At 57.3% G+C, this 12094-nt stretch carries 10 protein-coding genes and 1 pseudogene; all 11 read left to right on the forward strand.

The window, feature by feature from the left end; all coding sequences use genetic code 11:
• Nucleotides 1-253: 253 nt before the first annotated feature.
• Complete coding sequence (locus BUA29_RS03010) at nt 254-601, forward strand: MarR family EPS-associated transcriptional regulator (RefSeq protein ID WP_218587151.1); 348 nt, start codon at nt 254-256, stop codon at nt 599-601.
• A gap of 26 nt (nt 602-627) precedes the next feature.
• Complete coding sequence (gene tviB / locus BUA29_RS03015; RefSeq protein ID WP_072755157.1) at nt 628-1911, forward strand: Vi polysaccharide biosynthesis UDP-N-acetylglucosamine C-6 dehydrogenase TviB; 1284 nt, start codon at nt 628-630, stop codon at nt 1909-1911.
• A 3-nt stretch (nt 1912-1914) separates the two neighbouring features.
• Nucleotides 1915-2274 (forward strand): NAD-dependent epimerase/dehydratase family protein, encoded by a 360-nt coding sequence (locus BUA29_RS03020; protein WP_072755158.1) that lies wholly within the window; start codon nt 1915-1917, stop codon nt 2272-2274.
• 301 nt (nt 2275-2575) lie between these two features.
• Nucleotides 2576-3826 (forward strand): lipid II flippase MurJ, encoded by a 1251-nt coding sequence (locus BUA29_RS03025; protein ID WP_178137885.1) that lies wholly within the window; start codon nt 2576-2578, stop codon nt 3824-3826.
• A gap of 10 nt (nt 3827-3836) precedes the next feature.
• On the forward strand, nt 3837-4955 hold the full coding sequence (locus BUA29_RS03030) for a glycosyltransferase family 4 protein (RefSeq protein WP_072755160.1): 1119 nt from the start codon (nt 3837-3839) through the stop codon (nt 4953-4955).
• Between the two features lie 112 nt (nt 4956-5067).
• Nucleotides 5068-6207, forward strand: a complete 1140-nt coding sequence (locus BUA29_RS03035; RefSeq protein ID WP_072755221.1) for a glycosyltransferase family 4 protein — start codon at nt 5068-5070, stop codon at nt 6205-6207.
• 605 nt (nt 6208-6812) lie between these two features.
• Nucleotides 6813-7577: a class I SAM-dependent methyltransferase gene (locus BUA29_RS03040; RefSeq protein WP_072755161.1), complete on the forward strand. Its 765-nt coding sequence runs from the start codon at nt 6813-6815 to the stop codon at nt 7575-7577.
• A 3-nt stretch (nt 7578-7580) separates the two neighbouring features.
• On the forward strand, nt 7581-9557 hold the full coding sequence (gene asnB / locus BUA29_RS03045; RefSeq protein ID WP_072755162.1) for an asparagine synthase (glutamine-hydrolyzing): 1977 nt from the start codon (nt 7581-7583) through the stop codon (nt 9555-9557).
• Nucleotides 9558-9560: 3 nt separating this feature from the next.
• Entirely contained in the window at nt 9561-10697 is a 1137-nt protein-coding gene (locus BUA29_RS03050; RefSeq protein WP_072755163.1) for a glycosyltransferase family 4 protein, read from the forward strand.
• 68 nt (nt 10698-10765) lie between these two features.
• On the forward strand, nt 10766-11779 hold the full coding sequence (locus BUA29_RS03055; protein ID WP_072755164.1) for an NAD-dependent epimerase: 1014 nt from the start codon (nt 10766-10768) through the stop codon (nt 11777-11779).
• Between the two features lie 45 nt (nt 11780-11824).
• Nucleotides 11825-12094, forward strand: a pseudogene (locus BUA29_RS12205) (hypothetical protein); the annotation flags it as partial.

Consider the following 12094-nt stretch of genomic DNA (forward strand, 5'->3'; position numbering starts at 1 on the left):
CGTCAGCCCCAAAGCCTGGGTGAAGAGTTGTTCTTGCATCCGCCAAGGCTGACATCATCCGGCGGCCCGTTCCACACCAGACGCGATGGAGCCGTCGTTCCCCACTGGTTGAAAAGTGATGCTTCTAACTTGCCGGAAGGGGGCATTGCTCACTGGGGGCTACAAGGCGCACTTCGTCCTTGCCAAGGATTGCATGTTGGGCTATCGTCGCGGTGTTCGTGCGATGAACGCTGGGGAGTGGGGAAGGAAACACGTGGCGTCGGAAGACTTGCAGATCGAAATCCTGCGCCGTCTGGCAGACTCACCCGAGGTCAGTCAGCGCGAGCTTGCGCGTCAGACCGGCGTGTCGCTGGGCAAGCTCAACTACGTGCTGCGCGCCTTGATCGACAAGGGCTGGGTCAAGATCGGCAATTTCAGCCGCAACCCCGACAAGCTGGCCTACGCCTATCTGCTCACGCCGCGTGGCATCGAGGCCAAGGCGCGGCTCACCCGGCAGTTTCTGGCGCGCAAGATGCAGGAGTACGACCGCCTGCGTGCAGAGATTGCGCGTCTGCAGGCGGAAGTCGAAGGGCAGCAGCGTGAGCCTGGTGATAGTCGTTGATGTGATCAAAATAGCGAGGTTGATGGATGGAGAAGATCAGGGAAGAAGAGGTGCGCATCGCCATTATCGGGCTTGGATATGTCGGCCTGCCGCTGGCGGTGGAGTTTGGCAAGCGTTATGTCACCGTCGGGTTTGACATCAACGCCGCACGCATCGCTGAGCTGAAGCAGGGGCTGGACAGCACGCTGGAGGTGGAGCCGGAGCTGCTGGCCCAGGCCGCACGGTTGACCTTCACCGATCGGCTTGCGGACATCGCGGGTTGCAATGTTTATATCGTCACGGTGCCCACGCCGATCGACAGCGCCAAGCGGCCCGATTTGCGTCCGCTGATGGGAGCGAGCGAGGCAATCGGTAAAGTGCTCAAGCCTGGGGATACTGTCGTCTATGAATCGACAGTCTATCCGGGGTGTACAGAAGAGATTTGCGTGCCGATCCTCGAGCGCGTCTCTGGGTTGCGTTTCAACGAGAGTTTCTTCGTTGGCTACAGCCCGGAGCGCATCAACCCCGGCGACAAGGCGCATCGGGTCACCACCATCAAGAAAGTGACCTCTGGATCGACCCCGGACACTGCAGATTTTGTCGATGCGCTGTATGCCAGCATCATCACGGCCGGCACCCATAAGGCGCCCAGCATCAAAGTGGCTGAGGCGGCCAAGGTGATTGAGAACACCCAGCGCGATCTCAATATCGCCCTGGTCAACGAGCTGGCCATTTTGTTCCACAAGCTCGGCATCGATACCCTGGACGTCCTGGAGGCGGCAGGCACCAAGTGGAACTTCCTGCCATTCCGCCCCGGACTGGTGGGGGGGCACTGTATCAGCGTCGATCCGTATTACTTGACGCATAAGGCACAGGAGATTGGACATCACCCGCAGGTGATCCTGGCCGGTCGCCGCACCAATGACGGCATGGGCCCCTACCTGGCCGAGCAAGTCATCAAGCTGATGGTGCGCAAGGGCATCAACCCGGTGAACGCTCGAATCCTGATCCTGGGCTTGGCCTTCAAGGAAAACTGTCCGGATTTGCGCAATACCCGAGTCATCGACATCATGCAGGCGCTTCAGGGTTACAACGCCCAAGTGGATGTCCATGATCCGTGGGTCAACCCGGAAGAAGCCCGGCACGAGTACGGCATTTCGCTTGTCGCCGCGCCAGAAGCGGGTAGCTATGACGCCGTCATCGTCGCGGTTGGCCACCAGCAGTTCTACGCGCTGGGTGGCGAAGGCGTGCGTGCGTTCGGTAAATCTCAATCTGTCATTTACGACGTCAAAGGCGTGCTGCCGCGGGATGCGGTGGACGGGAGGCTCTAGGCTATGAATATGCTCGTCTCTGGCGGCCCCTGCTTATTGGAAGTCGGCCGCACCGTCACCGGAATTGATAATCTCTGCAATAGTTCTGTCCTTGCGCTACAGCGCGCGCAAAAGCGGGTCGGCCGGTCATTGCGGTTTGTGCAGGGGAGTAGCTGCGAGGCTGTGGCGCGGAAGTGGACTTTCCGCGGTGGCATTGATGCGGTGATTCATTTCGCTGTGTTCAAGGCGGTGGGCGAAAGTTGCCAAGAGCCGCCACGCTATTTCGACAATAACATTCTTGGCGCCATTGCGCTGATGCAGGCCATGGATCGGCGTGGTGTGCATTGGCTTGTTTTCTCTTCGTCCGCAACAGTGTGCGGATAGCCGGATCTGTTTCCGGTTCGCGAGAACGCTTCGTTGCGCGCTATCGTCGCCCGTTCACGCAGCGAACGTTGGTGTGCTGTGGAGGATAAAGGGATAGACGTGGTGACGTGCACCGTTCCCGTGCTGATGTCAGCAAAGGCCCGAATCCTGCTGGTGTGCGCCAAGTTGCCGCATAAAGGAGGGTTTAGTCAAAGCCAGGGATTGTATGTCAAAAATATTTAGTCGCATACGGCGTCATCTAGCCAATCCGAATTCTCATCATCGGCGCATCGCTACCGGTTTCGTTTGGGTCAGCCTCTTTGTGTTTATTGGCAAGCTTGCCGGTGCTGCAAAGGAGATGGCGATTGCCTGGCGCTACGGTGTCAGCGAAACGGTCGATGCCTACGTGTTGATATTCAATCTAATCAATTGGCCTGTGTCGGTCTGGTTTAGCATATTGACCGTAGTGCTAGTTCCTTTGGTGGCTCGGCTCAGGCATGACGATCCGAAAGAATTGCCACGTTTTCGTGCCGAGTTGTTGGGGCTGACGCTGCTGTTAGGTCTTGGACTGGGCGCTTTTGCCTATTTCGGTTTATCTGCAGCACTATCATGGGGCTGGACGGGGTTATCTGGCAAAGCGCTGCAGGAGGCCTTGAAAATGACTCCGGGATTGGCGCTGATGGCACCATTTGGATTGGCGATTGGCCTGTTTTCCGCCTGGATGATGGCCTGTGGCTATCACCGAAATACGCTGTTGGAGGCTGTGCCGGCCATAGTTATCCTGATTGCGCTACTCGCCCCACCAAGCTGGCTACCAGAGCCACTGGTCTGGGGTACTGTCACCGGGCTCGCCTTGCAAACGGTGGCTTTGGCCTGGTTTTTGCGGCGATCCGGTGAACTTCAAGCTCCCTTGCTGGGATTTCACTCCCCCGCTTGGCGTGGCTTCTGGAGCATCCTTGGCATCATGTCACTGGGTCAGTTCTTGACGAGTTTCACCACCGTTGTGGATCAGTTGTTTGCGGCAGATCTCGGCACGGGGGCGCTTTCCACTTTGAGCTATGCCAATCGTCTGTTGGCCTTGATGCTCAGCATAGGTGCCACGGCCATCGCTCGCGCCACTTTGCCTATTTTTTCAGAGGCGCAAGCGTCCAGGTTTGATGGTATTGTGCCCCTGGCGCGTCTCTGGTCCCGCTGGATGTTCTTGATGGGGGTGGTGGCTGCGGTGTTGGCGGCCATAGTCGCGCCCATGGTTGTTGAGTTACTGTTTCAGCGTGGCTCGTTCACAGAGCAAAATACTCGCAGTGTCGCAGTCATATTTAGGTATGCCTTAATTCAGACGCCATTCTATTTTGCGGCGCTGGTCTTGGTTTCTGCGCTGGCTTCGGCTAAGCGCTATTCCATGATTGCTCTCAGTGGCGCCATGAACTTGCTATTCAAGCTATTATTTGCATTTCTATTGGTTAAAAGTATGGGTTTGCTCGGGCTGGTTGCTTCGACAGTATTGATGTATGTTCTTTCCGCATGTTTTCTCTACTTCAGCGTAGGTAGCAATCGCGTTGGTTTTCTGAAGTGACGCCACAGGAATGAACCTGCTGATCTTCATTTATTCAATGTCTTCAGGTGGCGCTGAACGGGTCACCGCCAACCTGGTCAATCAATGGGCAAAGCGTGGCTGGCGAATGACGGTGGTGACTTTGGCGGGGGAAAATTTCGATTTCTATGAAATGCACCCGGCTGTACAGCGTATCGCGCTGGATCTGGCGCGAGGAAGCAGCAATTCTATTGTCGCCATGGTCAATAATCTGAGGCGGTTGGTGGCTTTGCGCCGTGTTTTACGTCAAGTCAGGCCTGACATTGCAGTTGGCATGATGACCACAGCCAATGTATTACTCTCATTGGCAGCATTGCGATTGCCCGGTATCAGTGTGATCGTCTCCGAACGTACTCACCCGCCGCAGTTGCCCATTGGCCGGCTGTGGAGTTGGTTGCGCTGCTTGGTCTATCCATTCGCTTCGCGCGTGACCATGCTTACATCCGAGGGATGGCGCTGGCTACAGCGAGAGATCCCGCGGGCACGCGGGGTGGTGATGCCGAACCCAATACCGTATCCGCTGCCTATTAGTGAACCGAGGTTGGCGCCCGAATCTGTCCTGGCTCCAGAAAGAAAGATGTTGCTTGCCGTAGGGCGCTTAAGTGAGGAGAAGGGTTTTGACTTTTTGCTTTCGGCTTTTGCTGAATTAGCGCATGCGCATCTTGACTGGGATTTGGTCATATTAGGCGAAGGGTCACTGCGATCTGAATTGGAGCGGCAGGTGCAGGTGTTGGGGTTGACTGGTCGGGTGCATCTGCCGGGACGGGCTGGGAATATGGGTGATTGGTATGCGCGCGCCGACTTGTATGTGATGAGTTCCCGCTACGAGGGTTTTCCTAACGCTTTGGGGGAGGCTATGGCGTACGGCTGCGCTGTTGTTAGCTATGACTGCGATACGGGGCCCCGTGACCTGATTCGCCACGGGGTAGATGGTCTGTTGGTCAAACCCGTGGGGGACGTGTTGGCCTTAGCCAGGGCTCTGGGGCAGTTGATGCGGGACGATGCCTTGCGTACGCGCATGGCCGCCAAGGCTGTGGAAGTGCGCGAGCGTTATTCGATGGAGAACATTTTGGCTATGTGGGAGAAACTTTTCGATGAGGTGAAGAGTTGATCTCTTTCATTGCTCGAATGGCTTTGAAAAATTTATTTTCAATTTTTTGGTTATAAAATCGTTTGGTGCCTCGGGGTTTTTGTCGCCATTTTGGTTGGCAATGGTTTTTATTATGATAAAGCTTTGTTTTATTATTACGGGCCTTTCTATCGGGGGCGCGGAAACTATGTTGTACAAGCTGTTGCAGCAGCTAGATCGCACTCGTTTCCTGCCGATTGTAGTTTCCTTGACGACCAAAGGCGAGATTGGGGGGGGCATTGAATCGATGGGGATCCCAGTTCATGCATTAGGAATGAGGCCTGGGGTACCAAATCTGATTTTGTTTTCTCGCTTGGTCAAGCTTCTGCGTGTTTTGAAGCCGGATTTGGTTCATACATGGATGTATCATGCCGATCTGCTCGGCGGGCTGGCGGCTCGTTTTGCTGGAGTTGGCACGATTGCATGGTGTATTCGTCACAGTGACCTATCACCTGGTCAAAATAAACGTTCAACTTTGCTAGTCATGAAGATGTGTGCAAAGTTTTCTCGTTGGCTCCCGCAGCGCATTGTGTCTTGCTCTGATCGGGCACGGGCGATTCATGTGGCCGCTGGTTACTGTGCCGAAAAATTTTTGCTCATTCCGAATGGTTTTGATCTAGATAAATTTTTGCCGGATGCTAACGCGCGGGCATCGGTACGCGAAGAGTTGGGTTTGCCATTTAATACGCAATTGGTAGGGCTGGTCGCACGGTATGATCCGCAAAAGAACCATCTCGGCTTCGTTGAGGCGGCAGCGGAGGTACATCGTGTACTGCCGCAAGTGCACTTTGTGCTGGCGGGCACAAATATCGTGCCCGAGAACAGTGCTCTCGCGCAAGCTATCTCACGGGCTGGTCTGCAGGAATGTTTTCATTTGCTAGGGCGTCGCGATGACATCCCTCGTCTGATGGCGTCCCTGGATGTCTTGGCTTCTTCTTCTTTCGGGGAGGCTTTCCCAAACGTACTGGGTGAGGCGATGGCCTGCGGGGTGCCCTGCGTGGTCACTGATGTGGGGGATTCGGCCGAGATCGTCGGTGATACGGGGAGAGTGGTGCCGCCCGGCGACATGACTGGTCTGGCGCGATGTCTTATCGAATTGTTGCAGTTGTCGCTGGAGCAACGTTTGGCATTGGGTGTTCGTGCGCGGGAGCGGATTCGTGCCAACTATGATATTGGTAATGTGGTTAAGCGTTACGAAGATTTTTATATGCAGCTATCGAGCGAGGGCATATAGATAGGTATGTATGGAGTTGCTGGCTTTCTAGGGTATGCGCGTTGACGTCTAACACTGTTGCCGAAATCGCTTCGCGCGTGGGGTGTGATTCGCTACGGGGGTTGTGCGTCTCTGGAGCCTAGGTCGGCGAGGTAATGCAAGTGGTGGCTGGTACGCCTTCGTTTGTCGATCTTGGATCTTTTGCGCCACTATAATTTTCCTATGGCCGTGGGTTCTGGTCGATATGTGGCGGTGTTCAGTGGTGCGATATTCAACTATCTGGGGCTGCAAGAGGGGCTGTAAAGATCGGTGCTTGGGGTGGTGTTGAATGTTGGTGTTGGCATTCTGATGCCGAGATGCTACCGGCTGGGGTCGAAGTTTTGGGGGGGAACTAAGACACTCGGTTGGTATTTTCATTCGTCCTATGAAGCAGACAATGGCGAAGACATTGAGTTTGGAGCGTGGCTGGATCGGCGAGAGGTGGTTTTTTGTATTTTTGGTGTGCGCCGTACAATTTGGTAAAGGGTGGGTATTTGTAGCTTTAGTATGAGGTGAGCCAATGGCGGGGCAGACGGATTTGACGTGCGTCGAGAACCATTTCGCTTTTGGTCGCAATTGGGCGGAATATGCGGCAAAGATTAGAGATTCGTGAGGCAGAGGCGGGTCTCGTGCGGCTACTGGGTGGCGAGCGACTCGACGGCAAGCGATTCCTCGATATCGGAAGTGGATCTGGTTTTCATAGTCTTGCTGCGCTGCGTCTTGGAGCAAGAGAAGTGGTTGCCGTCGATATCGACGCTGATTCGGTGGCAACGACGCACGCTGTGCTCAGCCGGTTCTTTCCACAAGGCCCCTGGCGATGTCAAGAAAAGAGCGTGTTCGAGCTCAAATTAGAGGAGTGGGGTGATTTCGATGTGGTGTATTCATGGGGGGTATTGCACCACACGGGTGATCTTGATCGCGCGCTGGAGTGTGCCGCGCGTATGGTTTTATCGGGCGGGCTTTTCCTGTGCGCAATTTATCGTCGTGTCTGGCTGGACCCATTCTGGCGCTGGGAAAAGCGTTGGTATTCCAAAGCGTCGCCAACTGCTCAGGTCTGGGCAAGAAAGATTTACGTAGGGCTTTTCTGGCTCAGACTTCTCGTGACCGGGCGCCGTTTTAGTGATTATGTGGGAAATTATCGCGATAAGCGAGGCATGGATTTCTACCACGACGTGCATGATTGGATGGGTGGCTGGCCCTATGAATCTCGTGGACCTGAAGAACTCCTGGCCAAGATGCAGACGCTCGGCTTTGCGTCTGTCCGTGTTTTTGCTTATCGTGGACGTTGGTTGGGACGGAGCCTCGGTGTTGTCGGCTCTGGTTGCGATGAATTCGTTTTTCGAAGAGGCTGAAGCATGTGTGGCCTGACTGGATTTTGGACACCTGCCCGGCTAAACAGCCCCTTGGAGGATGTTGCCCGCCGCATGGCCGATACCCTCATCCACCGCGGCCCGGATGATGCCGGGGTGTGGATGGATGAGCATGCGGGGCTTGCGCTCGCGCATCGGCGGCTGGCCATCCTTGATCTTTCGCCTGCCGGGCATCAACCAATGGTGTCGGTCAGTGGCCGCTATGTGATCGCGTTCAATGGTGAGATTTACAACCACCTGGCGCTGCGCGGCGACTTGCAAAAAGTCGGCGCGGGCGGGACGGAGCCGAACGCCTGGCGCGGGCATTCGGATACTGAGACCTTGCTCGCGGCAATCGACGCCTGGGGCGTTGAGACGACGCTGCAAAAAGCCGTGGGCATGTTTGCTCTCGCTTTGTGGGACCGCGAGACGCAGACGCTGACGCTCACGCGCGATCGCATGGGCGAAAAGCCGCTCTACTACGGTTGGGTGCGCGGGGCGCTGGTATTTGGGTCAGAACTGAAGGCGATCCGTGCTTTCCCCGGCTTCGACAATGCCATCGAGCGGCAGGCGCTGGCGCTTTATATGCGCCATAACTACGTTCCAGCCCCGTGGAGCATTTATCAAAACATCTGGAAGCTGCCGCCTGGGTGTTTGGTCCAGTTTTCCATGCGCGAAAACCGGATTGTGCCTGAGGGAAGGGGCGCCGTCCGTGCCTATTGGTCACTGCGTGAAGTAGCCGAACAAGGTTTGCGCGATCCATTTCGCGGTAGCGACACGGAGGCGGTTGCGGAGCTCGATCGTCTGCTGCGGCAAAGTCTCTCTGGCCAGATGTTGGCGGATGTGCCACTGGGAGCGTTTCTTTCGGGCGGCATCGATTCGTCCACCGTGGTCGCGCTGATGCAGGCGATGAGCAGCCGGCCGGTTAAGACTTTCACCATCGGCTTCCACGAAGGCGAATATAACGAGGCAAAGCATGCCCACGCGGTGGCCGTGCGCCTGGGTACGGAGCACACGGAGCTTTACCTTACGCCGCGCGAGGCGATAGACGTTATTCCGAAGCTCCCCGCATTGTATGACGAGCCTTTTGCCGATTCGTCGCAGATTCCGACGCATCTCGTCTCAATACTGGCGCGCCGTCACGTCACGGTGGCGCTTTCCGGCGATGGGGGCGATGAACTGTTCGGGGGCTACAACCGCTATTCCCGGGCCATGCGCCTATGGCGCGGGCTTTCCGCCTTGCCTTTGCCCTTGCGTCGCGCGGCAGCGGGCATGGTGCGCGCGGTCTCGCCTTCTAGCTGGAACCGTATTTTTGGCATTGCAATCCCGTTTTTTCCGGAACGCTACCGTTTCACGCTCCCGGGGGACAAGCTGCACAAGGCGGCGGCGATTTTCTCCGCCATACGTCCGGAAGATATTTATTTGCGCCTGATGTCGCATTGGGAAGATCCGGCGGCACTGGTCTTGGGGGGCGAGGAGCCTGTGACGCCACTTACCGACCCCAGCGTCTGGCTTGCTTGCTCGGATTTCTGGCAGCGCATGATGTATCTGGACAGCATCACCTATTTGCCCGGCGATATTCTGGTCAAAGTGGATCGCGCGGCGATGGGGGTGTCGCTGGAAACGCGCGTACCTTTGCTTGATCACCGTATCGTCGAGTTTGCTTGGCGGCTGCCGCTCTCCCTGAAAATCCGCCAGGGGCAAGGCAAATGGCTGCTGCGCCAGGTACTTTACCAATACGTGCCGAAGGAACTGATCGAGCGCCCAAAGATGGGTTTTGGTGTGCCCATCGACCACTGGCTGTGCGGCCCGCTCAAGGATTGGGCAGAAAATCTGCTGGATGAAGGGCGCCTTACCCGGGAAGGCTTTTTCGACCCCGCGCCTATCCGTTTAAAGTGGGCAGAACACCTTTCTGGTCAGCGCAACTGGGCGTACCATTTATGGGATGTGTTGATGTTTCAGGCGTGGCTTGCTAAGGAGTAGCTTTTGAAGTTTGTTTATTATTCCAATACGGACTGGTACCTATGGAACTTCCGTCGCTCACTGGTGCTTGCCTTGCGCAATGCGGGTCATGACGTGCTGTTGATTTCGCCAGATGGCCCCTATGGGGAGAAACTTCGGGGTCTGGGTGTGCGCTGGCAGCCAGTGCCGATGGAGCGGCGCAGCTTGAATCCGCTGCGCGAGCTTGCGCTGCTTTGGTATCTTGTGCGCTTGTTGCGGCGTGAACAGCCGGATCTTGTGCATGGCTTCACGATCAAATGCGCGGTCTATGGGGCTCTGGCAGCGCGACTGGCTGGGGTGCCGGTCCGGGTGAGCGCCGTGGCGGGTTTGGGGTATGTGTTCATCAGTGATTCCTTTTTGGCTAGATCGCTGAGGCCGCTGGTGCGCGTTTTGTTGAAAGTTGCGCTCGGCGGACGTAATGCGCGACTGATTCTCCAGAACCCGGATGATGTCGCGTTATTCCAGCGGGCTGAGTTGGTGGATCCTTCGCGTATCCGGTTGATTCCAGGCTCAGGGGTTGATACCATCCGGTTTGCGCCCGATCCGGAGCGTATGCCAGGCCCCCGTATTCGTGTCCTGCTGGCTGCGCGGTTATTGTGGGACAAAGGGTTGGCTGAGTATGTCCAAGCTGCGCGTTTATTACATGCGCGGCAGGTGCCTGTCGAACTTCTGCTGGCGGGTGACCCTGATCCCGGTAACCCCGCTGCCGTCCCTGAGGCCGAAGTGCACGGCTGGGTCAACCAGGGCTTATTACAGTGGCTGGGGCATGTGGACGATATGCCAGCCCTGTTTCGCAGCGTGGACATCGTGAGTTTGCCTAGCTATCGGGAAGGGTTGCCAAAGAGCCTCATTGAAGCCGGTGCATGCGGCTGTGCGCTGATTGCTACACAAGTGCCGGGGTGTCAGGATGTGATTTGTCACGGCGTTGATGGGCTGTTGGTGCCTCCGCGTGATGGTGTTGCGCTGGCCGATGCCATTGAGCGGTTGGTGCAGGATGGCCAGTTGCGTGCCCGCCTGGCGGTGGCAGCACGCGAGAAGGCACTGGCATTGTTTGATGAGCGCATCGTGATCGCACGCACCTTGGATGTGTATCACGAGCTGTTGGGTCGGCCGGTGGGTTGATTTCTCCAATCCAGGTGGCTGTTGTTCACATTTGATTGAATTTTTGGCATCGATTGATAAGGGCGCATATGAAAATCCTCGTCACCGGCACCGCCGGCTTCATCGGCTCCCACGTCGCCCAGCGCCTGTTGGCGCGCGGCGACGAGGTCATCGGCCTGGACAATCTCAACGATTACTACGACGTCACCCTGAAGCAGGCGCGACTGGCGCGACTGATCGATGTGCCGGGGTATACCCACATCACCGCGGATCTGGCGGACCGTGCGGCGATGGAGCAGGTGTTTGCCACCCATAAACCGCAGCGCGTGATCAACCTGGCCGCGCAGGCGGGCGTGCGCTATGCCGCGGAGAATCCGCATGTGTACGTGCAGAGCAACGTGGTCGGCTTCCTGCACGTGTTGGAGGGCTGCCGCCATCATGGCGTCGAGCACCTGGTGTATGCCTCCACCAGCTCGGTATACGGCGCCAATACGGCGATGCCGTTCTCGGAGCATGCTTCGGCCGAGCATCCGTTGACGCTGTACGCGGCCAGCAAGAAAGCCAACGAGATGATGGCGCACAGCTACGCCCACCTGTACGGTATCCCGTGCACCGGGCTACGCTTCTTCACCGTGTATGGCCCGTGGGGACGGCCGGACATGGCGTTGTTCCTGTTCACCCGCGCCATCCTCGAAGGCAAGCCGATCCGGGTGTTCAACCACGGCCGCCACAAGCGCAGCTTCACCTATGTGGATGACATCGTGGAGGGCGTGGTGCGCACGCTGGATCGGGTGCCGGGCAAGGACCCGGCCTGGTCGGGCGCACGGCCCGATCCAGCCACCAGCGGGGTAGCACCTTATCGGCTGTACAACATCGGTAACGAACAGCCGGTAGAACTGCTGCGCTATATCGAAGTGTTGGAGCAGCACCTGGGCCGCAAGGCGCAGATGGAGCTGTTGCCGTTGCAGCCTGGCGACGTGCCCGACACCGAGGCCGATGTCTCCGACCTGATCGCCGACGTGGGCTACCGTCCGGTGGTGCCGGTGGAGGAGGGCGTAGCACGGTTCGTGCAGTGGTATAAGGAATATTATCAGGCCGGCTGAGGGGGGGGGCCGAGGAAGTGGGGCATATAGCTGGATGGCATTTGCATGAACGCCAATCCTGATGGGGAAGCAAGGAGGCAGATGATGCTGGATTCGATGGGGATTGACTTTGGGGCCACGCTGGCGGCCTTCGCCCTCACCGCGGCGTTGCTGTGGCTGCTGCAGCCGCTGGCGCGGCGCTTGAACCTGCTGGACCACCCGGCCGGGCGCAAGGACCACGCGGTGCCGACCCCGGTCACCGGGGGCATCGCCATTTTCCTGGCGGTGACCGTCCTGTTTTTCTGGACCGGTGCCCGCAGTCCGGCGGCCTATTCC

The sequence above is a fragment of the Thermomonas hydrothermalis genome, from assembly GCF_900129205.1.
Lineage (GTDB): Bacteria > Pseudomonadota > Gammaproteobacteria > Xanthomonadales > Xanthomonadaceae > Thermomonas > Thermomonas hydrothermalis.